Source organism: Litoribacter ruber (assembly GCF_018500185.1).
GTDB classification, from domain to species: Bacteria; Bacteroidota; Bacteroidia; order Cytophagales; family Cyclobacteriaceae; genus Litoribacter; species Litoribacter ruber.
Genome location: NZ_JAHBGI010000004.1, coordinates 68731 through 92464 on the forward strand (window position 1 = coordinate 68731; position 23734 = coordinate 92464).

Consider the following 23734-nt stretch of genomic DNA (forward strand, 5'->3'; position numbering starts at 1 on the left):
GAAAGCTTTTGAATACCAATACTATTATGGCTGAAAAAGAAAATTTAGAGAAGGACGAAATGACTAAGACCCAAGAGAGCTCTGAGGAGCAAATTGAGGAAACACAAGATACCGAGGCACAGGCAAATGCTGAAAAGCAAGAAGAAGTAAAGGAAGAACTGAGCCAAGAAGAAAAATTGAAAATCGAACTGGCTGAATTGAAGGACAAGCATTTACGCCTTTATTCGGAGTTTGAAAATTACAGAAGAAGAACCAGCAAGGAGAGGCTTGATTTGATCAAGACAGCTTCAGAGGATGTTTTGAAGGATATTATTCCTGTTGTGGATGATTTTGAAAGAGCCATCAAGGCTTCTGAGAAAGAAGAGTCTGTGGAAACGGTTATGGAAGGGAATCTTCTTATTTATAACAAGCTGTTGAAGATTTTGGAATCCAAAGGACTAAAGCCGATGGAGGATGTGGTCGGGAAGGCTTTTGATGCCGACCAGCAGGAAGCCATCACACAAGTACCTGCTCCATCTGAAGAGATGAAAGGGAAAGTGATTGATGTAATTGAAAAAGGATATACCCTTGGTGACAAAGTTGTCAGATATGCCAAGGTGGTAATTGGATCATAACATTATGACTAAAAGAGATTATTACGAAGTATTAGGGGTTAGCAAGACCGCCAGTCAGGATGAGATAAAGAAGGCCTACAGAAAAATGGCCATCAAGTATCACCCTGACAAGAATCCGGACAACCCAGAGGCAGAAGAGATGTTTAAAGAGGCTGCCGAAGCCTATGAGGTGCTTAGCAACCAGGAAAAAAGGCAGCGTTACGACCAGTTTGGTCACCAGGGAGTCAGCGGCAACGGTGGCTTTGGCGGTGGCGGCATGAACATGGACGACATCTTCTCTCAGTTTGGGGACATCTTCGGAGGTGGAGGTTTTGAATCCTTCTTTGGCGGAGGCGGTGGCCGAGGCGGAAGAAGGGCCAAAAAAGGCACCAATCTTCGGGTAAAGCTTAAACTGACATTAAAAGAGGTAGCCAACGGCGTTGAGAAAAAAATCAAAGTCAAGCGTCATGTTTTGGCTGACGGAGTGACATTCAAAACCTGTAGCACCTGTCAGGGTTCAGGTCAGATCAAAAAGGTGGTTAATACCATGCTTGGCCAGATGGTCTCCGCCAGTACCTGTCCTAGCTGTGGTGGCAATGGGCAGATAGTCGATAAGAAGCCGGCCAATGCAGATGCAAAAGGTTTGGTGATAAAAGAGGAAATCATCCCGATCAACATCCCAGGTGGTGTGGCAGATGGCATGCAGCTAAGCATGTCCGGCAAGGGTAATGAAACTCCGGGCGGAATTCCAGGTGATTTGTTGATCGTGATCGAGGAAATTGAAGACGAGGTACTTCAGCGTGATGGAAACAACGTGGTGTTTAACCTGTACGTGAGTTTTATCGACGCAGCCCTTGGCGCACAGATTGAGGTCCCTACTATAGACGGCAAGGTGAAAATCAAGCTTGAACCGGGGACTCAGAGTGGAAAAGTGTTGAGGCTAAAAGGAAAAGGGATCAAAGACCTTAATGGATACGCCAAAGGTGACCAACTTATCTATGTAAATGTATGGACACCTACCCAGTTGACCAGGGAAGAGAGAACAGCCTTGGAAAACTTGAGGGCATCACAGAATTTCATCCCAGATCCAGGGAAAACTGAGAAGAACTTCTTTGACAAAATGAAGGAATTCTTTTAGAAAAAATAGAAGCCGGGCATTTGTCCGGCTTTTTTTCGTTTAAAACAAACCTTTTCCCCTTCGTCCCGTAATTTATCCGTATGTTGAGAAAAGTATGTTTGTTAGTTTGGTCGATTTGGGCTTTCAGTGGAGAATCAAGTGCCCAGATTTCAAAAGATTTCATAGTAGAGGAGAGGAGTGGTTTCAACTTAGTCAAATTGGATTTTGCCTCCTATAAAGGCATATCCAGGATCCAGCGTGATCATTCCGGTCACCCTCTCAGCATCCAGGCCAATCTTGCCAAGGTAAACATACTACCCACTTTTACCCATTCCATAGAGGAGAACATCCTGTTTGCTTCCCTTGACCACTCCAACGTAGAATCCGAAAATCTGGGTAAAAGCCTTTCTTCGCGACTTTTTTCTAACACCAACGATGATTTTGACCACGAATGGCTAGTGGGGCTCAATTCCAATTTCATGTATGATCTTGATCTTTATTTTGGGATAGGCAAGGCCATTCTCGACCTTTCCAACATCAACGTGGCCAATTGTAAAGTGAAAACCGCTACCGCTGATGTTTCTCTTAAATATGGGCGTCGTGCCCCGAACCCCATTAGTATGGACACCATGGCCGTGATAATCAATATGGGCAATGTGGATGTCCAAAACCTGAACTTCTCCAATGCCCGCCATATGATTTTTGATGTGAATTATGGCAAAGTGAATTTGTCCTTCAACGGCGAAATGCCCCAGGCGAGCCATTTGAAGGCCTCAGTAGGTGCTGGAAGTGTAAATATTGAACTTCCCGATCAATCACTTCCCTATAAGATAAAAGTAAAAAGCACGGCCATGTGCCGTACATCCATTCCTTCCTATTTGAGGGAGGTAGGCAGCAAAACCTATGTAAGCAAGGGGTTTTCGGAGAATGCCAAAAACCTGCTGCTCATTGAAATCGATGTGTCTGTGGGTTCTGTTGCTTTAAAATAATATTTATTTTTTTTTAGGGGTCAAAATGAATAGCCCAACCAAACCAACACTTTTGAATATGGTTGAACTAGATAGGGCCGATTTAATGGCGAATGAATAAATCTGAATATGTCTAATATCCTAGAGGTCCAATCCTTATCTAAGTATTACGGTGACAAAGCAGCACTGAATGATGTCTCGCTGGATGTCCCAAAAGGCCAAGTTTTTGGCTTGCTTGGTCCCAATGGAGCCGGTAAAACCACCTTAATCAGGATCATCAACCAAATCATCGATGCCGACTCGGGCACCATCTTGGTCAATGGCGAAAAGCTAAAACCTTCTCATATCAAGTTGATCGGCTACCTTCCTGAAGAAAGAGGACTGTATAAAAAGATGAAAGTAGGTGAGCAGCTCCTATATTTTGCACAGCTAAAAGGGCTGAGTTATGCTGACGCCAAAAAGAAAGTCAGGTCCTGGATGGACAAGATGGAAATTTGGGAATGGCGGGAAAAAAGGATTGAGGACCTGTCCAAAGGGATGGCACAAAAGATCCAGTTTATTGCCACGGTGATCCATCAACCCAATTTGTTGATCTTAGATGAGCCATTCTCTGGTTTTGACCCGGTGAATGCCGAGCTGATCAAAAATGAGATTTTGGAACTGAAAGACAAAGGCGTGTCGGTGATTTTATCCACTCACCGGATGGAATCCGTGGAGCTGCTCTGCGACCACATCGCCATGATCAACAAAAGTCGAAAGGTTCTCGATGGTAGTATAGCCGATATCCGTCAGCAATCCAAAACTAACCAATATCATCTTAAATTGCGGGGCCATCTCGCCGACCATCCGTCTAACTGGCAAAGAGTTGAGGGGAACTTCGGCTACGAAAAGTTTTTGATCCAGCTGAATGGGCATAGTACCAACCAGGTGTTGGAGGAGGCCATACAGTTTGGTGATATCCTAGGTTTTGAGGAGGTCATTCCCAGCATAGGTGAAATTTTTATCCAACGTGTAAAAGACACAGATCATGAATAAGATATTTTTGGTGATCAAAAGGGAGTACCTGGCGAGGGTAAAAAAGAAATCTTTTTTGCTGGCTACTTTACTTACTCCATTGGTTTTTCCTACCATTTTGGGTCTATTCCTTTGGATTGCCATGTCGGAGAGGGAGTCAGAATCCTTGAGGATTATTGAAGTAATAGATGAGTCAAACCAGTTCAGACTAGAGAGTTCCGGGCAATATGCCTTTTCCTTTTCCGACAGGGATAGGGAGGAAGCCAAGGAAATGGTGAAAAGTGGTGAACGCTATGGAGCCCTTTATATTCCTCCAATTGATTTGGAGAAGCCTTTGGGAATAGTATACTATTCGGAGAAAAATCCCAGCATGACCCTTATTGGGAATCTGGAAACTACTCTAAAACGCAAGATTGAAGAAATAAGGCTCTACAATTCCGGGATCGACCCCGAGGTGATTGCTGGACTCCGCACCAATGTGAATATCCGGGCGATAACTCTCGACAATGCCGGTGAAGAAAAGATGACCAATGCCATGGTCAATTATGGGTTGGGTTTCATTACCGGGATTTTAATCTACATGTTCATATTTATTTACGGCAACCAGATCATGCAGGGGGTGATTGAGGAGAAATCCAGCCGGATCATCGAGATTTTGGTTAGCTCACTTAGGCCCTTCCAGCTGATGACGGGCAAAATCATAGGCATAGGCGCTGTGGGGCTAACCCAATTCCTGATTTGGATCATCTTGATTTCTGCCATTTCCTCCTTAGTCATGGGTTATTTCGGCATGCAGATGCCGCAGCAGCAGGCACTTGAACTTGCCAATCCCGAAGCTGGGAAAATGATTGAAGGTTCCACTGGCGATATGGGGCAATACATGCAGGTGATTCAGGATATCAATTTTGTAAAGTTGGTTCTGACTTTCATATTTTATTTCATAGGAGGCTACTTGTTATATGGGGCTTTCTTTGCGGCCATCGGGGCCGCGGTGGATACACCTTCGGACGCCCAACAGTTTATGTTTCCGGTGACGATTCCCTTGCTAGTGGCATATTTCGGGTTGTTCATCTTTGTGTTGGATGATCCTAATAGTAATATTTCTTTCTGGCTCTCCATTATTCCTTTTACTTCTCCTATTGCAATGATGGGGAGGGCGAGTTATGGAGTGCCTTTTTTCGATTTGGCATTATCCATGGGTTTTCTGATCATCGGGTTTTTGTTTACCACTTGGCTGGCTGGCAAGATTTACAGAATTGGGATTTTGGTTCATGGCACCAAGGTAAACTACCGAACCCTCTGGAGATGGGTGAAAACAGCATAAAAAAAGGCAGCCAATTTTATAGGCTGCCTTTATGTTGCTTATTTAAGGTAAGCTGAAAGCATCCAAACTACTTTCTCTTTGGATGTGATGTATTCGCTCATAAGAGCCACAGTACCTTCGTCACCATTTTCTCCTGCGGCTGTTAGGACTTGTCTTTCTATTTTAAGTAGCGTGTTAAGATTGTCTCTGACGATTTCCACCATTTTCTTGGGGTCAGAAACTTCCATAGCTTCCTTAATTTCCGCATGTTGGATGTACTCAGAAAATGAGGATAAAGGTCTTTCCCCAAGAGTCAGAATCCTTTCAGCAGTCTCATCAATAGCTCCAATGGCAGAATTGTATAGCTCCTCAAACTTGTTGTGGAGTTCAAAGAAATTTGGGCCACTCACATTCCAGTGGAAATTGCGGAGGTTTTGATAATATATCTCATAATTTGCCAACAGCGTGTTAAGTTTCTCGGTCAAAACCTGACTTTCTTTTACCTGTAGTCCAATATCGTTGGTTTTCATATGGTGTTTGTTTTGGTTTTTCTTAATTTACCACAAGTTACAAAATCACCAAAAATAGGTCAAACTGTTTATTTCTAACTCAAATAGATAATAACTATCAAAAAGTAGAGTTATTAAACCAGTTTCTTACATATGAAGTGTAATTCCCCTTTATGAAGAATAGGTTTCAGGATCTTAAATCCATCGATCTTTATCACAACCGTGGCAAAGTCAAATGGGTCATTTTTATAGTATCCATTATCATAAGTATAGGTTCGATATATTATACCGATCTGCTAGTCGTGGAACTTAAGGACAGGGAAAAACGGCAAGTAGACCTCTACGCAAGTGCAATAGAATATGCTGCCAGCGGGGATGACAACCTCACGTGGATATACCAAGAGATCATAGTAGAAAATACTAGTATACCCGTAATTATCGCCGATGCCTTGGGGAATCCCTATGAGCACAAGAATATCAAACTCCGGCCTAAAAGCAATGAAAATGAAATCCAGGAGCAGCTTCGGGTCGAATTACTCAGGATGAAGGCGGAATATGAGCCAATTATGGCCACAGAGGATGTTTTTATCTATTACCGCAATTCTGAATTGCTCAGAAGGCTGCAATTTTATCCCTATGTCCAACTTTCCGTGATATTGGTTTTTGGGCTTTTGGCCTATACCGTATTCAATCAATCAAAAATAGCTGAGCAAAACCGAGTATGGGCTGGTTTGACAAAGGAAACGGCCCACCAGTTGGGCACCCCGTTGGCATCTTTGATGGCTTGGATCGAATACCTGAAAAACTCTCCGGTGTGGGAGGAGAATAAAGAGGTGATCCAGGAAATGGACAAGGATGTGATAAAACTGCGGATGGTGACCGAAAGATTCAGCAATATCGGCAGCACGCCAGTTATCCAGCCTGAAAATGTTTTTCACGCAATAGAAGACACCGTCAACTATCTCCGGCCTAGACTTTCCAGCAAAGTGGATATCAACCTACAGTCTCCCGATCATGACATGATAGCCATGGTGAATAAACCGCTATTTGAATGGGTGGTTGAAAATATCTGCAAAAATGCGGTGGATGCTATGAAAGGCAGGGGAGGGATTACCATTCAATTGATAAAAGATGCTGATAAATACATCATCGTGGACATCACGGATTCCGGCAAGGGAATGGAAAAAAGCATGTATAAAAAGGTCTTCAATCCTGGATTTACCACCCGCCAAAGAGGTTGGGGATTGGGATTGACTTTGGCTAAGCGGATTATGGAAGGTTACCATAAAGGGAAGATTTTTGTTAAAAATTCCGAAGTGGGGAAGGGAACCACTTTCAGAATTGTTTTGCATGCGGCACAAGCTGATAAGGGCCATTAAGTTTGTTTCCGAATTTAGGATAATAACCTTACCTTTGCCCCCTGATTAATAGAATCCTACCACAAATGAGTCTGACAACAGAGATCCAAAAAAGAAGAACTTTCGCCATTATTGCCCACCCCGATGCCGGTAAAACCACTCTTACCGAGAAGCTTTTACTATTTGGAGGAGCCATCAAGACAGCCGGTGCGGTGAAGTCTAACAAAATTGACACGGCGACCAAATCTGACTGGATGGAAATTGAAAAGCAAAGGGGAATCTCTGTGGCCACCTCCGTGATGGGTTTTGAATATAAAGATATCAAGATCAACCTGCTCGATACTCCAGGTCACCAGGATTTTGCTGAAGATACGTACAGAACCTTGACGGCCGTCGATTCGGTAATCATGGTGATCGACTGTGTGAAGGGGGTGGAGATCCAGACTGAAAAGCTCATGGAGGTATGTAGGATGCGAAATACTTCGGTAATATGTTTTATCAACAAGCTGGATAGAGAGGGTAGGGATCCGTACGATTTGTTGGATGAGGTGGAGGAAAAGCTGAATATCAAAGTGCGCCCGCTTTCCTGGCCTATTGGGATGGGGAAAAGCTTTAAGGGGGTATACAATCTATATGACAAAAAATTAAACCTCTATACACCAAGTCAACGTCAATTGAGTGACGACCGCTTGACGATTGAAGATTTGGAAGACAGCAAATTGGTGGATAAAATCGGTCCCAATTATGCTGAACAGCTTCGTGAGGATGTAGAGCTTATTGAAGGGGTATATCCGGATTTTGACCCACAAGAATACCTTGAAGGAAAAGTAGCGCCGGTATTTTTCGGGTCTGCTGTCAATAATTTTGGGGTAAATGAGATGCTGGACACTTTTATCCAGATTGCCCCAGGACCCAAAAGCAGAAATACCGAAGACAGGGAGGTAGTACCCGAGGAGAAAAATTTCTCTGGTTTTGTATTTAAGATCCACGCCAACATGGATCCCAACCATAGGAACCGTATTGCTTTCTTGAGGATTTGCTCAGGCAGGTTTGAGAGAAATAAACCGTATAACCACGTAAGAGGTACCAAACCCTTGAGGTTTTCCAATGTGACCTCCTTTATGGCCCAGGATAAGGAAATTGTGGATGAGGCCTTCCCAGGGGATATCGTGGGGCTTTACGATACGGGTAACCTCAAAATTGGTGATACGCTGACTGACGGAGAAAACATGACCTTTAAAGGTATCCCGAGCTTTTCTCCGGAGATTTTTCGGGAAGTGATCAACAAGGATGCCATGAAAACCAAGCAATTGGAAAAAGGACTCAAGCAGTTGATGGAAGAGGGGGTTGCACAATTGTTTACTTTTGAGATGGGTTCCAGGAAGGTGGTAGGTACCGTAGGACAGCTGCAGTTTGAGGTAATCCAATTCAGGTTGAAAAATGAATACAATGCCACGGTGGAGTTTTCACCCATGAACCTTTACAAGGCCTGCTGGATCAGCAGTAAGGATAAAAAAGCCCTTGATGAATTTGTAAGGTCAAAGAACCGCCACATTGCCAGAGACAAGGAAGGCAAACTGGTATTTATGGCCGAGTCGAAATCTTGGTTACAAATGGTGCAGGACAATTATCCTGATATCGAATTCCACTTTACCTCAGAATTTTAGAATAGCCGGAAGCCGAAGATGAATTTTAATTCTCATCTTCGGCTTCTTCGTCATCCCCATAGCGGACGTTTTTCTCATATTTTACCGCAATAGGCTTTGGGTTTACTTCCACACCACGGTGGTTGGTGTAGGCCTTAGTGATTTCTCCTCCCAAAAATAAAATGATGCTGCTATAGAAAATCCAAAGCAGTATAATCACCAAGGAACCCGCTGCAGCATAGTAATCGGCCACCTCTATTTCAGCCAAGATTAAGTTTATCACCTGCTTGCCTATCATGAATAGGATTGAGGTAATTATTCCCCCTGCAAAGGCATCCTGCCAGGGTATTTCTGCATCAGGCAAGGCTTTATGAATCGTCGTGAAAAATAGCAGAATAACCAAGAAATTGAAAAGCAGGTTTATAGCAGTAATGGTATGATGAGAGTCCCCGGGGATAATATTGTTCAGTTCCGATCCCAGAACAGATATTACGGTATCCATCATCAGACTCAAGACTAACACCAAGCCCAGCCCGATTACAATCAGTAAAGTGACAGATCTATATTTCATGAAGCGTAGGTAATTAACATTTTTTTTGAGGGTGACTCTCCAAATTGAGTTTAGGGCTTTTTGAATGATGAAAAAGATCATAGTGGCACTTTTGATCACGACCAACACCCCTATCAGGATGTACCAAAATCCGCTAGGAGTTTCCATTACGTTCATCAAAACCTCCTCCACCTGGTCTGCAGCTTCCCGGCCTATGAACTCATCTGCCTGATTGAGGATCTCGTTTTTGATAGTATCTTCATCAAAGAATAAAATGCCTACCAATAGGATTACAATCAAAATGGCGGGAAGGGAAAAAATCGTAAAAAATGCAATTGCCGCACAATAGACTATGGGCTCATCATCCTGTAAATACTTGACCGCTTTTTTTAAAATCTGCCAGGTATCTATTGCTACAGCTTTGGTTTTGTTGGGCATACAAAGTAGTTTATTTGAATTTGGTTTACATAAAACTTAAAGGATTATGAATTGTTATTTATATAAAAATTTTAATAAAAACTTAGCTTTTATGGGTGATTTGACTAACTTTGAATAACCCGATACCTAGTCACCCTATTTGATTTACTTTTTTGGCTACCTTTGCGTAGAATAAATGTGGATAAAATGAGAAAACAGCCTTTTACGGTAGTATATGAGGATAACCATCTGTTGGTGGTAAACAAGTCAGCGGGGATTTTGGTGCAAGGTGACCGCACCGGCGATAAAACGTTAACTGATTACTGCAAAGAATATATCAAATACAAATATGAAAAGCCAGGAGAGGTGTTTCTCCATCCTGTTCACCGATTGGACAGGCCAGTGAGCGGTTTGGTGGTGTTTGCCCGCACGAGCAAGGGGCTGGAAAGAATGATGGAGCTTTTCAGGAAGCGTGATATACACAAAGTCTATTGGGCTATTGTAAAACGTAAGCCTAAAGAGGAATCGGGCAAATTGACACACTACCTGGTCAAAGATGAGCAACGAAACACGGTAACAGCTCATGAGCGTGAAGTGCCTGGTAGCCAGAAAGCCGAATTGAACTACAAGCGGCTGGGTAAGTTGAATGATCACTGGCTGCTTGAGGTTAGGCCCATAACGGGCAGGCCCCATCAGATCCGGGTGCAATTGGCCTCGATGGGCTGTCCCATCCGGGGAGACATCAAATATGGTTTTGCAAAACCGAACGCAGATGCAAGCATTAACCTGCATGCTTTTCACTTGGTTTTTGTACATCCAATCAAAAAAGAAAAGCTTTTCCTTAGGGCTGGTCTGCCTGCCGAGCCATTTTGGGAGCAATTTCTGGAGTTTGAAGACGTTAAAGCCAAGGATCAACACTTGGACAATACCTACAGTGGATAAATTATTCGCCCTATAACTTTTCGACAATGAGAAAAACTTTACTTAGTATTCTTGCCGCTTTTGCGATTTCTTTCAGCAGCATTGCGCAGGATATAGGCCTGCTCTATGAAATCAGTGGCAACGGGCTGGAAAAGTCCAGCTACCTGTTTGGTACTATTCACATCATCTGTGAAGAGGATTTTGAGCTAAGTGAACAGGTTGCCCAAAAAGTAGCCGAGTCGAAAAGCCTGGTGCTGGAAATCGATTTGGATGATCCTGCCATGATGCAGATTGTTTTTGCCAACATCAACAATCCTGAAGGGGAGAAGATCACCGATTTCTTAGATGAAGAGGAATTTGAAGCAACGAGGGACTTTTTGCTGGAAAATGCGGCGGTGGACATTTCCATGATGAAATCCATGAGGCCATTTATGGTGCTTTCCATGCTTTACCCCAAGATGTTGGAGTGTGAGACCAAGGCTTATGAAATCGAGCTGATGCAGATAGCCAAGGAGAATGAGAGAACAGTGGAGGGGCTAGAGACCATACAGGATCAGCTATCAGTTTTTGAACACATCCCATTGGAAGAACAGTATAAGAACCTATATGATTATGTTTCTGATTTTGAAAAAGGAAGAAGGGAGTTCAGAAAGCTTATTGATACTTATAAAACCAAGGATGTAGACAGGATGGTAGAAATAGTGGGTGAAAGCCCTGAATATAAAAACTACCAAGATGTAATGCTTCACAACAGGAACAGAAACTGGATTGAGCCTATGAAAGGCTTTATGCAGGAAGGTCAGATGTTTTTCGCCGTAGGGGCAGGGCATTTGGGCGGAGAGCTAGGATTGATTAATTTGTTGAGAAATGAAGGTTACACCGTTACCGTAATTGAGGAATAATGTTGAGAAAGGTTTTAACGCTTTTAGTAGTATTTGGATTATTTGCCTGGCTTCCAGCCTTTGGTCAAGCGCAGGATAATGAAAGGGCCATTTATATCATCCGTCATGGAGAAAAGCTTGCAGACAAAGATGATCCTGCGCTTTCCCCGGAGGGCGAGCAACGGGCCGAAAGAGTAAAAGCTCTTCTTCAGGATAAAGATATTAGAAAGGTTTACAGTTCCGATACCAAAAGAACCCGAAGCACCATTATGCCTTTTGCCGATGATAAGGGTTTGGGTATACAGCTTTACGATACCAAAAAGCACGGGGAACTGGTGGCCAAACTGCAGGAAGAAACCGATAATGTCGTGGTGATCGGTCATTCAAATACCATTCATCATTTGGTGAATTTACTTGTAGGAAAGGAGATGATGGAAGAATTGGATGAGTCGGATTATGAAAATATTTTTGTGGTTTATATTTCAGATGAGGGTGCCACCAGGCTGGATTCCAAGAAATTCAGTGACTTTGAAGGTTAATAGTCTATTGTAGATAGTATTTAAAAAGAAAAAAGCCGAGGCCTATGGGTCTCGGCTTTTTTTGCTGTTGGAAAAACCAGCTTTTTTGTTCAAATTAGAATTGGATCACCAAATTTTTTATGCATAGAGTAAATAATATTCAGCGTTTAATTTCAGAAAAGTGGGACTTGATAATCATTGGTGGAGGAGCCTCTGGACTTGGTGTGGCTTTGGATGCCTTGAGCAGAGGGATGAAGGTGGCTTTGGTTGAAAAGTCTGATTTTGCCAAAGGCACCTCAAGTAGAAGTACCAAGCTAATTCATGGCGGGGTCCGATACCTGGCCCAAGGTAATTTGGGTCTTGTGAGAGAGGCACTTTTAGAGCGTGGTTATTTGATCAAACAGGCCCCACACCTAGTAAAATCACAATCCTTCATCATTCCGATTTACTCCATTTGGCATCAGCTCAAATATTGGCTGGGATTGAAAATTTATGACCTTTTGGCGGGTGGCAAAAATATAGGCTCATCCACTCTTTTGACCAAGGAGGAAGTTGGTAAAAAGCTTCCCCAACTTAAAAAGAGGGACCTGCTAGCAGGGATTGAGTATTTTGACGGGCAATTTGACGATGCCAGGTTGGCAATCGCGCTTGTGAGGACCTGTGATGAATTGGGAGGCTGCCTGGCCAATTATGTCAAAGTGGATAAACTGCTAAAGAACTCCCAGGGAAAAGTTTCGGGCGTAGGATGTATGGATGAGCTTTCCGGAGAGCATTTCAAAATCAAGGGAAAGGTGGTTGTGAATGCAACTGGGGTATTTGCCGATAAAATTTTGAGACTGGATTCACCGGAAATGAAAAAATCCATCAGGCCAAGCCAGGGAATTCATTTGGTTTTGGACAAGAAATTTTTTGAAGGGGAAAGTGCCCTGATGATACCTCAAACCACAGATGGTCGGGTGCTTTTTATCGTACCTTGGAACGGTAAGATTATGTTGGGAACAACGGATACGTTGAGAAAGCGGGTCAAATCTGAGCCGGTGGCTCTGAAAAGGGAAATCCAATTTGTACTCAAAAACGCCAATAAATATTTAACCCAAAAGGCAACTTTGCAGGATGTTTTATCGGTATTTGCTGGTCTTCGTCCCTTGGCGGCACCTCAAAATGGCGATGCCAAAACCAAAGAAATATCCAGAAGTCATAAAATCTCAGTTTCCGAAAGTGGCCTGGTCACTTTAGTGGGTGGGAAATGGACTACTTTCAGGAAAATGGGTGAGGATACTGTCAATAAGATACATAAGCTTCTAAATCTAAAAAGCCCCTCCAAATCGGCAGGTATTAAACTTAAGGGGTACGTTAATCCTATTCCTAATTCCCCTTTTTCATTTTATGGCAGTGATGAGCCCGAAGTCTGGAAATTGATTGAAGAGGATGCTGGATTAAAGGAAAAGTTGCATCCGGATTATCCTTTTTGCCTGGCCCAGGTGGTGTGGGCGGTGAGGATGGAGATGGCCCACCATGTGGAGGATTTTCTGTCTCGAAGGATCCGGATTTTAGTTATGGACGCAAAATCGGCCGTGGAGATGGCTCCAAAGGTGGCCGAAGTCATGGCCAAGGAACTGGGCAAAAATGAAGATTGGATTGAAAAGGAAGTGAAAAGCTTTCAAAAGCTTGCGAAGAAATATATCTTGAACTGAGACTTATGGAAGGTAAAGAAACCTACATTCTTGCTTTGGACCAAGGGACTACCAGCTCCAGAGCGATTCTTTTTGACAAAGCCGGGGAAATTGTAGCGGTGGCGCAACGGGAATTTAAGCAATATTTTCCCAAGCCCGGCTGGGTAGAGCATGATGCCAAGGAAATTTGGACCAGCCAAGCTACCGTGGCAATGGAAGTTTTGACCCAGACGGGAATCACTCCTTCGCAAATAGCGGGTATAGGTATCACCAATCAGCGGGAAACCACCGTGGTATGGGATAGATCGAGCGGTCGGCCTCTACATAAAGCCATCGTATGGCAGGACAGACGAACGGCCGATTATTGTAATCAACTTTTGAAAGAGGGAAAAGGTGAGCTGATAAATAAAAAGACTGGGTTGATCATCGATTCCTACTTTTCGGCTACGAAGGTTCGCTGGATCCTGGAAAATGTGGACGGAGCAAGGGAAAAGGCTGATGCTGGGGAATTGTGTTTTGGGACTATAGACAGCTGGCTTGTTTACAATCTGACCAGTGGGAAGCATCACCTGACAGACATCAGCAACGCGAGCCGAACCATGCTTTTCAACATTGTGGAGAAGAAATGGGATGAGGAACTGTTGGATCTGTTTGGGATTCCAATGTCCATGATGCCGGAGGTGAAGAGTTCCAGTGAAGTTTATTGCACGACGGCTGGGGATGTTTTTTCGGCCAAGATTCCAATAGCAGGAATAGCTGGTGATCAGCAGGCTGCACTCTTTGGACAGTTGTGCCTCAAGGATGGTATGGCGAAAACCACCTATGGAACAGGGTGTTTTTTGGTAATGAATACGGGGGAGCAACCTGTGTTTTCATCCAATAAATTATTGACTACCGTGGCATGGGAGATAGCTGGGAAAACCACCTATGCCTTGGAAGGCAGTGTATTCATTGGCGGAGCCGCTATCCAATGGCTAAGAGATCAGCTGGAGCTGTTTAAGAATGCAGAAGAAAGCGAAGATCTTGCGGCCCAATTAGAGGATAACGAAGGTGTGTATTTTGTTCCGGCCCTTACCGGTTTGGGAGCCCCACATTGGGATGCCAATGCAAGGGGAGCATTCTTTGGAATCACCAGGGGGACGGGCAAGGCCCACTTTGCCCGTGCAGCGCTCGAGTCTATTGCTTATCAGGTCAAGGATGTTTTGGCGTCCATGGAAAAGGACAGGGGGGAGGAAACGCAGGAAATGCGGGTGGATGGGGGAGCCACTGCCAATGATCTTTTGATGCAGTTCCAGGCTGACTTGGTCAGATGTGCTATTTTGCGGCCGGCTATCTTGGAGACAACAGCTTTGGGGGCAGCTTATTTGGCTGGATTGGCAGTAGGGTTTTGGAAAAATACTGATGAATTGGAAAGTCTTTGGAAAAGTGATTCCAAATTTGAACCCAAAATGGATAAAGAAAAAGCCGATGCCCTGCTGAAATACTGGCAAAAGGCCGTAAAAAGAGCTTCCCACTGGATCGAGGATTAGGTATGAACATTTACTTTGCTGAATTTATAGGTACTGCCCTTCTGATTACCGTGGGGTCGGGGGTTGTTGCCAACGTGGTTTTGAAGGATACCAAGGGCTATCAGAGTGGCTGGATGGTGATCACCACGGCTTGGGCACTGGGCGTATTCATAGGGGTGGTAGTGGCCGGGCCATATAGTGGTGCGCACCTTAATCCAGCGGTTTCACTAGCTCTTGCCATTACTGGAGATTTTGATTGGAGCTTGGTTCCCGGATATATGCTCAGCCAGCTGTTTGGAGCGGCTGTGGGATCATTTGTAGCTTGGCTGGTATACAAGGATCATTTTGACCGAACGGAGGATGCAGGCCTTAAATTTGCGCCATTTGGGACAGTGCCTGCCATCCGAAATTACTCTTCCAATTTTTTGTCGGAGGTTACAGGTACGTTTGTTTTGATTATTGTGATTCTACATATCACTCACCCAATGATTGGTGATGGTAGCGATACGCCAATTGGGCTGGGTTCCATTGGGGCTCTTCCCGTAGCATTTTTGGTTTGGGTTATCGGATTGGGATTAGGCGGGACTACGGGTTATGCCATTAATCCAGCCCGTGACTTGGGACCCAGGATTGTACATGAAATACTGCCAATAAAAGGTAAAGGGAAGAGTGACTGGGCATACAGCTGGGTGCCAATATTTGGGCCTTTGACTGGGGCGGCATTGGCAGCGGGGCTTTATTTATTGTTGGTGGGGCTTACAGAGTAGGGAAAGACGGAAAATCGAGGCTCCTTAACGGAAAGAAACGGGACACGGAGTTTCGCAGAGTTAAAAAGGAGTTGCACAGAGCTTCTTCGCGGAGTAATTTTTTTTAGCATGTGACTTAGGAGAGTGAGGAATAAAAAAAAAGCGGAAAGTTGCCTTTCCGCTTTTAATATCTATTTAAGAATTATTATCCGATTACTTTTTCGGCCAAAAGGATAATGTTGTTTTCTTTTACTTCCACAACTCCACCGTCAACTTCTAAGGTCTGCCTCCCTTCCGCGGTAGTGAAAGCCACTATGCCTTTGGAAAGGGCAGAAACGAGAGGGGCGTGGTTTTTCAAAACCTGAAACGCGCCATTAGCTCCTGGGAAGCTTGCTTCTGTGACTTCACCCTGAAATACTTTCTTATCCGGTGTAATGATTTCTAAACGCATATTGGTATAATTAGAAATGCAAAGGCCGAAGCCTTTGCATTAAAATTAGTTATTTACTTCAGCAAGCATTTTCTCACCCTTAGCGATAGCGTCTTCGATGCTACCTACCAAGTTGAAGGCTGCCTCAGGAAGGTGGTCAAGTTCACCGTCCATGATCATGTTAAAGCCTTTGATGGTGTCTTTGATATCTACAAGCACACCTTTCAAGCCTGTAAACTGCTCGGCAACGTGGAATGGCTGGGAAAGGAATCTTTGTACCCTTCTAGCTCTGTGTACCACAAGCTTATCTTCTTCAGAAAGTTCTTCCATACCTAGGATGGCAATGATATCCTGAAGCTCTTTATAACGCTGAAGGATCTCTTTTACCCTCTGTGCACAGTCGTAGTGCTCGCTACCCAATACTTCTGGAGAAAGGATTCTTGAAGTAGAATCCAATGGATCCACAGCTGGATAGATACCAAGTTCTGCAATTTTTCTTGAAAGTACGGTAGTAGCATCCAAGTGGGCGAAAGTAGTAGCTGGAGCAGGGTCAGTCAAATCATCAGCAGGTACGTAAACCGCCTGTACAGAAGTAATGGAGCCGTTTTTGGTAGAGGTAATTCTCTCCTGCATGGCACCCATCTCAGTGGCTAGCGTCGGCTGGTAACCTACCGCTGATGGCATACGACCAAGAAGGGCGGATACCTCAGAACCTGCCTGAGTGAATCGGAAGATGTTGTCGATAAAGAAAAGGATATCCTTACCTGCACCGTCACCTTCACCATCTCTATAATATTCAGCCAAAGTCAAACCTGTCAAGGCCACACGAGCACGTGCCCCTGGAGGCTCGTTCATCTGACCAAAGACGAAGGTTGCTTTGGAATCTTCAAGTTTCTTAAGATCTACTTTTGAAAGATCCCATCCGCCTTCATTTTCCAATGAATGCACGAAGTCGTCACCGTAAGTTACGATACCTGACTCGATCATCTCTCTCAAAAGGTCATTACCCTCACGGGTTCTTTCACCTACACCTGCAAATACAGAAAGACCTGAATAAGCTTTGGCGATGTTGTTGATCAACTCCTGGATCAATACAGTTTTACCTACACCTGCACCACCAAAAAGACCGATCTTACCACCTTTTGCATATGGCTCGATCAAGTCGATAACTTTGATACCTGTAAACAACACTTCAGAAGAAGTGGAAAGGTCTTCAAATTTAGGGGCACTTCTGTGGATTGGAAGTCTTTTAGAGGACTCTGGCTGTGGAAGACCATCGATGGCTTCACCGATCACGTTGAAAAGTCTTCCTTTGATTCCTTCTCCGGTAGGGACAGAAATCGGGGCGCCCAAATCAGTCACCACCATGCCTCTTACCATACCTTCGGAAGAGTCCATTGCAATAGTCCTAACTCTGTCTTCACCAAGGTGCTGCTGAACTTCCAATACTACTTTTTGTCCGTTCTCCTTGGTGATTTCCAATGCATCCAGGATGTTAGGTAATTTCCCTCCTTCGAAGGAAACGTCCACTACGGGACCGATTACCTGGGTTATCTTACCAATATTCGCCATTTGTATATCTTAATGTGAAAGGGAAATATGCTTTTTTATTCGAGTGCAAAATTAATTAATAAACCTTAATACCAAAGGATGTTTTGAATTTAAATACACATCGATTTGAATTTTTATCTTTACTGGCCTGTTTGGGCCTTTTGGCTTGCATAAATTGCATTTATTTTAGCTTTTACTGCTAAAAAACACGCCTACCTACCACAAATTTCTTGGACCAATAATCCGAATTGATGGCATCTTCGGTCACTCCTAAGGAGGTGGAGGCGTGAATGAACTGGATATTGCCCCGATTATTGGAAGTCACGATGCCGGCATGGGTAACTTGGCGTCTTTTTCTCCCCGTGGCAAAAAATACAACATCACCTTTCTTCAGGCTTTGTACGGTTACTCTTCTGCCGATTTTACTCTGGGCCTCGGAAGTTCTAGGCAAGGTCACCCCAACGCTGGAAAAGGAGTGAAGCAGCAGGGCCGAGCAATCCATGCCCGCTCTAGTGGTGCCGCCAAACCTGTAAGGTGTGCCGTGAAAGGACTTGGCCGTGCTCACCACCTGGTCGATGTTTTTCTTGCGGACCTTGCGGCTGGAGGAGCATGAACTTGACAATAAAACAATAAAAACTAAAAATAGCAGCTGAAATTTAGACGTGCTTGAAATAATGGTTCTCATACTCTTACTCAAATCAGGTTATTTTTTCAATTATAACAAGTAAAAAAACTAGTAGCAAGATTCAAGCTACTTTAAATAATATGTTGAGATATGTAAACTTAGGTTGGGCTAATGATTATGTTTAAATTAGGTCTGGAAATTGCCTAATGACTTTTTATAAAAACCCTTAAAACGACCTATTTATGTTCATAAACGTGTTTGTTAGCCTTTCATTTGGCCTTTTGGTGGCCTTTCAGTCTGAAGGTTCATCGTATCAAAGCAATTTGCAGGAGGATCACAAAGTTTTTCAAGGCATGAGCCTTTTGGGTGATTCCCTGTTTACCAGCGTGGATTCGGCAGCAATGGAAAAGCAGCTGAATGACCTTTCGGATGCCCAAAGACAATATCAGGAAGAAGAATCGTTGTATAATCTCATATGGGTTGGCCGTAGAGAGGCCTATTTGGGTAGGCATGATTTGGCTATCAAGACCTTTACCCAGGCCATTGAAAAATATCCCGATAGCTATGAGGCATTGAGGCACCGTGGCCATCGTTATATATCCATCAGGGAGTTTGAAAAAGCTGTCTCGGACTTTTCAAAAGCCGCTCAACTGATGGAAGGAAAGGAAATCCAGATAGAGGAAGATGGAATCCCAAACAAACTGAATCAACCTCTCTCTACGGTGCAGTTCAATGTGTGGTACCATTTAGGCCTGGCGCATTATTTATTAAATGATTATGAAAATGCGTTGAAAGCCTACGAAAAGTGTCTTGAGGTTAGCGATAATGATGATTTGGTAGTCGCTACTTTGGATTGGTATTATATGACCCTGATTAAAATGGATAGAGAGGCTGAAGCTAGGGAGCTTTTGGACAAAGTGCACGCTGATATGGAGATCATTGAAAACGATGCTTACCACAAGCGCCTAATGACGTACAAGGGGGAAGTGGATGAGGATGATCTGATAAATGGGGATCTTAATTCTGACCAAGGGAAACTTCAATACGTCACTCAAGGTTATGGATTAGGAAACCACTATTTAAGACAGGGAAAGATCCAGGAGGCCACAGAGACCTTTATGAGAGTAATGAAAACCAACTACTGGTCAGCTTTTGGGTATATAGCCTCGGAAATGGAATTAGCAAAATTGAAAAATGAGTAGAGAAGACTTTAAGGCGTTGCCGTTGCAGAAAAAGATACAGACCTTGTATGCGGATGGACTATTTGTAGTTTCCATCCGCTATTATGGGTATAAGGTCAATCTATACCTGCTCGGCGACGATTATATCGAGGTTTTCTATAATCACAAACTCGACCGAATAGAAAGGATCGAATATTTAAACCGCTCCCATACACGTATGAAGTTCTACTTGGATCAGATCCAACTGGATTCAATTTAGCCTAAAAGTTTTTGATGGATTTCAAGCACCTGTGGAATGACCATCTTGTTTTCTGAATTTTTGATCACAAAATCAGCTAATTTGTTTTTTTCCTCATCGGGAAGTTGGCGGTTGATGATTTCGTTAATTTGTGCTTCTGATCTTTGGTCCCGCAGGAGGATTCTGCTTACCCTGAGTTTGAGCGGGGAGCTCACATTGATTATTTTATCCAGTTCTTTGTAAGAACCAGTTTCAAAAAGCAAGGCCGCCTCTTTGATTACATAAGGTGTGTTTTGATGTTTTGCCCAGTTTTCAAAATCGGTTTTCACCGCTGGATGTACTAGTGAGTTGATTTTCTTGGTTGCTTCTGGGTCTCCAAATACTTTTTCTGCCAGGTAGGTTCTGTTCAATTGGCCATCAGCTGTAAAACTATCAGCTCCAAAAGTGGTGATGATGTTGTTTTTTAGCTCAGGATCATTGCTCATTAGCCACTTGGCCCTGTCATCGGCATAATACACCGGGATGCCTAGCACGTTAAAAAATTTGGCTACAATGGATTTTCCGGAGCCTATTCCTCCGGTTAATCCCACTAGAAGTGGTCTATTCACGCTCACTATATTTTAATTGAAGGCTATTGGGCTCAAAGGTGATATTTTCCAAATAGGGTGGTCTTCTGTTCAACTGTACATTTACGGTGCTGTCCTGGCGATTGCGGTTAACATAGTTGAGGATGCCTTCAAGTTCGGCTTCTTTCAAGTCATTTACATGCCTTTCGTCCACCAGATAGGTCATGATTACAGAAGAAATATCCGGATCAATATCCACACGATCGGGGAAGTTGACTTTTTTCAGTCTTAACCTTTTGTTTCCCTCTAAAAACTCCACCACCTCAAATTCCACCAATACATTGTCCTCCTGTAGAGTCAGGAAGTCAGAAAGTTCTTTAGGGGCCTTTATCGGCAAAAGCTTGGAGTAGTTTTTATTGATTTTTTCATCTTCCAGCCTTACGGAAAAACTGCCTCCCAGCCTCTGAAGCACAGAAGTAGGACCTTTTACAGTCACGTATTCCGGGTCTACCTTAATGGAGGAAGCCAGCCGGATATTTTTGCCCAAAGTAGAAGGGGTGGTGTCCACTTGTACTTTGATTTTTCTTGTGACTAGGTTGTCAATATTGAGTTTTAATGAATCGGTAAGGATAGAGGTCAACTGGCTTGGAAGAAGCTTGTCAGAGAGCTCTCGCTGAATGTTTCTAGTGAGAATTACATCCTGCCTTGAAGGGTCTTTGAGTTCGATGATGAAAGGGGGGACATTGACGCGGAAATATTTACGCAAAAGATCCCAGCCATTGCCATGGATTTCCACTCTGACATTGGAAGGCAGTTCGTCGACTGCCATATACTCTTGGCGGTCGTAAAAGAACTCTATGGGATAGTCTACAATGGTGTAGTAACTATCCTTATTCATAGCGTTTAAAACCCAAAAAGTGGTGGCCGTCAATACACATAGGGCCACCACTTTTAGGTTAGAAGTTTTTTGTTCTTTTAACTTTTTGAAATACTTCTTAAAGTCCAATCTTCTTACTTTTTAACGTCAGTTTTTTTGGTAAAGTCATGGGAAATAGCTGACTTCTCAACTTTTAGTTTCATCCCTCGATCCACTTCCAAGGTGAAAGTGTCTGCTTCTACAGCATGAACTCTTCCATGGATGCCACCGATGGTCACCACTTCATCACCTTTTTTGATAGACTCCATGAAAGTTTTGGCGTCTTTTGCCTTTTTCTGCTGAGGCCTGATCATGAAGAAGTAGAAAATCAAACCAATAAGCGCCAAGAAGATGATGTTTTCAACACCGAAACCACCACCCCCGGCCTGCAATAAAATGGAATTTATCATGATTATTTTCTAACCGGACCCATTGCCGGTGCAGCTGAAGCTGAATTTTTGCTGTTTACGTTTCCTTTAAGTCTAAGTCTGGTTACTGCTGGCTGAGTGTTGGCAGTGATGGATACGGTTGGGCTCTGCACACCTGATTTGGCTTTAGAGTCGAATACCACTTTGACAAACCCTTCTTCTCCTGGCTTGATTGGAGTTTTGGTCCAGTCAGGGCTAGTACAGCCACAAGATGCCTGAATGTTGGAAATTACCAAGGGCGCCTCACCTGTATTGGTAAAGGTAAAGTTGTGTTCGATCACCTTGCCTTCTTCAATAGTCCCGAAATCGTGCTCGATTTCAGAAAACTGGAAGGAACCCAAGGTAGATGGGTCTGCTGCCTGTACAGATTGTACATTGCCAGGGACATTAGTTTGGCCTTGCTCCATTTGGGCAATACGCTGCTCTAATGCTTGGATTCTCTCATCCTTTTCACTGCCTCCTGTGTCGCAGCCAAAAGTCAAAACGGATCCTGCGATCAATAATGCAGGAAGACTTAAGTACTTCATAGATTGATTATTTATTAATGTTCGCCTTTATTAATCTGTTCGATTAATTTATTGACATCGTTAAGTAAATTCTCGGCTTTTGTTTTAGCTTCTGAAATCACTTTATTTCCTTCGGTTTTTGCTTCGTTGTGCGGCATGTTTTTGCCATCCATCAAATCTTTCACAAGTTCTTCCAACTCGTCCTTGTAGTGGCTCAACTGATAAGTAAGCTTGTCACGGGTGTTGCCACCTGAATCTGGTGCAAACAAAACACCCAATGCGGCACCTACTCCGGTACCCAAAACGAAAGCTAAAAGAGAACTGCTGTTTTTGCTCATGGTTAAATGTTTATTTGTTGTCTAAAAGGCCCCTACCGCTTTTGCGGATTCTGCCAGCATCTGTTAGTTCCTTGGACAGTACATCCAAAAGTCCGTTCACAAACTGCTTGCTTTTTGGGGTACTGTATGTTTTGGAAATGTCAATATACTCATTAATGGTCACTTTTACAGGAATACTCGGAAAATTCATCATTTCCGTCAGGGCCATAGACAGGATAATCTTGTCCGTAGCAGCCACCCGCTCAATGTCCCAGTTCTTCGTTTTCTCGGAGATCAACTCGCGGTTGTCCTCGTCATTTTCGATAGTCAAATTAAATATATTTTGGAAAAATTCCTTGTCCTCTTCCCAATTTATGGCCAGTTCTGGCAATTCGTAATTTTCCGTTTCAGGCGCTTCTTCCAGGTTTTTAAGCACTTTAGCCGCCAAACTTTTTACTACCGCCTTGTTCTCTGACCAATTAAGATCCTTTTCTGAGAAAAAGTTCAGGATTGCCTCATTCTTAAATATGATCTTTTTAAGGATATGGCTCAAGATTTCGGTGTCTTCCTTGGTGGTAGGCTCCAGTATGCCCATGTAGGCCTGATACTCCGGGGAGGGTTTTACGTATTCTCGGAACCATTCCTTGATCTCCTGCTCCAGATCCTCAATGTTTACGTCTTGCCTGGTCAATTCGTTTTGATATTGAGGGGCAGATTTTAAGAATTTGAGGATTTTGTTGCTGGCAAGGTTCAATTCACCGGCATGAGCGGATATGGCTTCCCCAGAAAGCTTTCTCTTTCGGGCATATTCATTCCGAACATGGTCGCCAAATGCAATAAGCATCTCAATGGCGTAAAGGTAAAGTTGGGGGATATTTTCCGCAGAGGCAATCATGTTTTTCTCCATAAACTCCAAATCTTTGGAATTGGCTTTATGAAATTGGTTGATCGCTTGGATGGCGGTGGATTTGATTTTGGCGTTGTGTTCCGTGGCCGATATTAGCTTATGGCTGTTCAGGTTTTTCAGAAAAAGTTCTATGGTAATGGCAGCATCCTTCTTGAGCTGGGCCCTGTCCTGTACTTCCATGCTGTTGAGATCCGGCTGGAAAGCATTTTGGATAAAATCCTTTGCCAGATTCAAGTTTGAAGTCCTACACTGTTCGTAAGAGTAGAGGTTTTGAAAGGCCTTTACCCGTAAAATTCTCCTGTTTAGCATTGCCCTGAATTAAAGAACGTAAATATAATGTGTTTGTA

The 23734-nt window shown here is 43.5% G+C and carries 26 protein-coding genes; 15 read left to right on the forward strand and 11 right to left on the reverse strand.

Going from position 1 to position 23734, the window contains the following annotated elements; translation table 11 throughout:
* Nucleotides 1-26 precede the first annotated feature (26 nt).
* The 5 genes from KIH41_RS06845 to KIH41_RS06865 all read left to right on the forward strand — a co-directional run bounded on the left by KIH41_RS06845 (nt 27) and on the right by KIH41_RS06865 (nt 5016).
* Complete coding sequence (locus tag KIH41_RS06845) at nt 27-614, forward strand: nucleotide exchange factor GrpE (protein WP_213944163.1); 588 nt, start codon at nt 27-29, stop codon at nt 612-614.
* Nucleotides 615-618: 4 nt separating this feature from the next.
* Nucleotides 619-1731: a molecular chaperone DnaJ gene (dnaJ, locus tag KIH41_RS06850; RefSeq protein WP_213943378.1), complete on the forward strand. Its 1113-nt coding sequence runs from the start codon at nt 619-621 to the stop codon at nt 1729-1731.
* A gap of 80 nt (nt 1732-1811) precedes the next feature.
* Nucleotides 1812-2699, forward strand: coding sequence for a DUF4097 family beta strand repeat-containing protein (locus tag KIH41_RS06855; RefSeq protein ID WP_214161965.1), 888 nt, complete (start codon nt 1812-1814; stop codon nt 2697-2699).
* Nucleotides 2700-2807: 108 nt separating this feature from the next.
* Entirely contained in the window at nt 2808-3713 is a 906-nt protein-coding gene (locus KIH41_RS06860; protein ID WP_214161966.1) for an ABC transporter ATP-binding protein, read from the forward strand.
* Entirely contained in the window at nt 3706-5016 is a 1311-nt protein-coding gene (locus tag KIH41_RS06865; RefSeq protein WP_214161967.1) for an ABC transporter permease, read from the forward strand. Before KIH41_RS06860 ends, KIH41_RS06865 begins: the two co-directional genes overlap by 8 nt.
* 38 nt (nt 5017-5054) lie before the next feature.
* Here the strand turns inward: KIH41_RS06865 and KIH41_RS06870 are convergent, their stop codons facing one another.
* Entirely contained in the window at nt 5055-5525 is a 471-nt protein-coding gene (locus tag KIH41_RS06870; RefSeq protein WP_213943382.1) for a Dps family protein, read from the reverse strand.
* 152 nt (nt 5526-5677) lie between these two features.
* Between KIH41_RS06870 and KIH41_RS06875 the strand changes: the two genes are divergently transcribed.
* Nucleotides 5678-6883 carry a sensor histidine kinase gene (locus KIH41_RS06875; RefSeq protein ID WP_214161968.1) on the forward strand — a complete coding sequence of 402 codons (1206 nt, stop codon included), beginning with the start codon at nt 5678-5680 and terminating at the stop codon, nt 6881-6883.
* 65 nt (nt 6884-6948) lie between these two features.
* Nucleotides 6949-8529, forward strand: coding sequence for a peptide chain release factor 3 (locus tag KIH41_RS06880; protein ID WP_214161969.1), 1581 nt, complete (start codon nt 6949-6951; stop codon nt 8527-8529).
* A gap of 25 nt (nt 8530-8554) precedes the next feature.
* On the opposite strand, the gene KIH41_RS06885 is transcribed toward KIH41_RS06880, so the two are convergent.
* Nucleotides 8555-9496 (reverse strand): YihY/virulence factor BrkB family protein, encoded by a 942-nt coding sequence (locus KIH41_RS06885; RefSeq protein WP_213943385.1) that lies wholly within the window; start codon nt 9494-9496, stop codon nt 8555-8557.
* A gap of 186 nt (nt 9497-9682) precedes the next feature.
* Between KIH41_RS06885 and KIH41_RS06890 the strand changes: the two genes are divergently transcribed.
* The 6 genes from KIH41_RS06890 to KIH41_RS06915 all read left to right on the forward strand — a co-directional run bounded on the left by KIH41_RS06890 (nt 9683) and on the right by KIH41_RS06915 (nt 15743).
* Nucleotides 9683-10417, forward strand: a complete 735-nt coding sequence (locus KIH41_RS06890) for an RluA family pseudouridine synthase (protein WP_214161970.1) — start codon at nt 9683-9685, stop codon at nt 10415-10417.
* 26 nt (nt 10418-10443) lie between these two features.
* On the forward strand, nt 10444-11298 hold the full coding sequence (locus KIH41_RS06895; RefSeq protein ID WP_213943387.1) for a TraB/GumN family protein: 855 nt from the start codon (nt 10444-10446) through the stop codon (nt 11296-11298).
* Nucleotides 11298-11816 carry a SixA phosphatase family protein gene (locus tag KIH41_RS06900; RefSeq protein ID WP_213943388.1) on the forward strand — a complete coding sequence of 173 codons (519 nt, stop codon included), beginning with the start codon at nt 11298-11300 and terminating at the stop codon, nt 11814-11816. The genes KIH41_RS06895 and KIH41_RS06900 overlap by 1 nt, the downstream gene beginning before the upstream one ends.
* 119 nt (nt 11817-11935) lie before the next feature.
* Nucleotides 11936-13489, forward strand: a complete 1554-nt coding sequence (locus tag KIH41_RS06905; protein ID WP_214161971.1) for a glycerol-3-phosphate dehydrogenase/oxidase — start codon at nt 11936-11938, stop codon at nt 13487-13489.
* A gap of 5 nt (nt 13490-13494) precedes the next feature.
* The gene (gene glpK / locus KIH41_RS06910; RefSeq protein ID WP_214161972.1) at nt 13495-14997 is read left to right on the forward strand and encodes a glycerol kinase GlpK; all 1503 of its coding nucleotides are present in this window, start codon (nt 13495-13497) and stop codon (nt 14995-14997) included.
* Nucleotides 14998-14999: 2 nt separating this feature from the next.
* Nucleotides 15000-15743 carry an MIP/aquaporin family protein gene (locus tag KIH41_RS06915; RefSeq protein WP_213943391.1) on the forward strand — a complete coding sequence of 248 codons (744 nt, stop codon included), beginning with the start codon at nt 15000-15002 and terminating at the stop codon, nt 15741-15743.
* Between the two features lie 184 nt (nt 15744-15927).
* Here the strand turns inward: KIH41_RS06915 and atpC are convergent, their stop codons facing one another.
* The 3 genes from atpC to KIH41_RS06930 form a co-directional block, all read right to left on the reverse strand.
* Nucleotides 15928-16173, reverse strand: a complete 246-nt coding sequence (gene atpC / locus KIH41_RS06920) for an ATP synthase F1 subunit epsilon (protein ID WP_213943392.1) — start codon at nt 16171-16173, stop codon at nt 15928-15930.
* Between the two features lie 45 nt (nt 16174-16218).
* The gene (gene atpD / locus KIH41_RS06925) at nt 16219-17724 is read right to left on the reverse strand and encodes a F0F1 ATP synthase subunit beta (protein ID WP_213943393.1); all 1506 of its coding nucleotides are present in this window, start codon (nt 17722-17724) and stop codon (nt 16219-16221) included.
* A gap of 178 nt (nt 17725-17902) precedes the next feature.
* Nucleotides 17903-18388 (reverse strand): C40 family peptidase, encoded by a 486-nt coding sequence (locus tag KIH41_RS06930; RefSeq protein WP_213943394.1) that lies wholly within the window; start codon nt 18386-18388, stop codon nt 17903-17905.
* 182 nt (nt 18389-18570) lie between these two features.
* On the opposite strand from KIH41_RS06930, the gene KIH41_RS06935 reads away from it, so the two are divergent.
* Both KIH41_RS06935 and KIH41_RS06940 read left to right on the forward strand, forming a co-directional pair.
* The gene (locus tag KIH41_RS06935; protein WP_214161973.1) at nt 18571-19530 is read left to right on the forward strand and encodes a tetratricopeptide repeat protein; all 960 of its coding nucleotides are present in this window, start codon (nt 18571-18573) and stop codon (nt 19528-19530) included.
* Nucleotides 19523-19768 (forward strand): hypothetical protein, encoded by a 246-nt coding sequence (locus tag KIH41_RS06940; protein ID WP_213943396.1) that lies wholly within the window; start codon nt 19523-19525, stop codon nt 19766-19768. The genes KIH41_RS06935 and KIH41_RS06940 overlap by 8 nt, the downstream gene beginning before the upstream one ends.
* On the opposite strand, the gene coaE is transcribed toward KIH41_RS06940, so the two are convergent.
* The 6 genes from coaE to nusB form a co-directional block, all read right to left on the reverse strand.
* Nucleotides 19765-20361 (reverse strand): dephospho-CoA kinase, encoded by a 597-nt coding sequence (gene coaE / locus KIH41_RS06945; protein ID WP_213943397.1) that lies wholly within the window; start codon nt 20359-20361, stop codon nt 19765-19767. The two genes, KIH41_RS06940 and coaE, sit on opposite strands and share 4 nt — an antisense overlap.
* Nucleotides 20348-21211 (reverse strand): YbbR-like domain-containing protein, encoded by an 864-nt coding sequence (locus tag KIH41_RS06950; protein WP_246535239.1) that lies wholly within the window; start codon nt 21209-21211, stop codon nt 20348-20350. The genes coaE and KIH41_RS06950 overlap by 14 nt, the downstream gene beginning before the upstream one ends.
* A 113-nt stretch (nt 21212-21324) precedes the next feature.
* Nucleotides 21325-21639, reverse strand: a complete 315-nt coding sequence (gene yajC, locus KIH41_RS06955; RefSeq protein ID WP_213943399.1) for a preprotein translocase subunit YajC — start codon at nt 21637-21639, stop codon at nt 21325-21327.
* Nucleotides 21640-21641: 2 nt separating this feature from the next.
* Nucleotides 21642-22184 carry a DUF1573 domain-containing protein gene (locus KIH41_RS06960; RefSeq protein ID WP_213943400.1) on the reverse strand — a complete coding sequence of 181 codons (543 nt, stop codon included), beginning with the start codon at nt 22182-22184 and terminating at the stop codon, nt 21642-21644.
* 14 nt (nt 22185-22198) lie between these two features.
* Entirely contained in the window at nt 22199-22501 is a 303-nt protein-coding gene (locus KIH41_RS06965) for a YtxH domain-containing protein (protein ID WP_213943401.1), read from the reverse strand.
* Nucleotides 22502-22511: 10 nt separating this feature from the next.
* Entirely contained in the window at nt 22512-23696 is a 1185-nt protein-coding gene (nusB, locus tag KIH41_RS06970; RefSeq protein ID WP_213943402.1) for a transcription antitermination factor NusB, read from the reverse strand.
* Between the last annotated feature and the right edge of the window lie 38 nt (nt 23697-23734).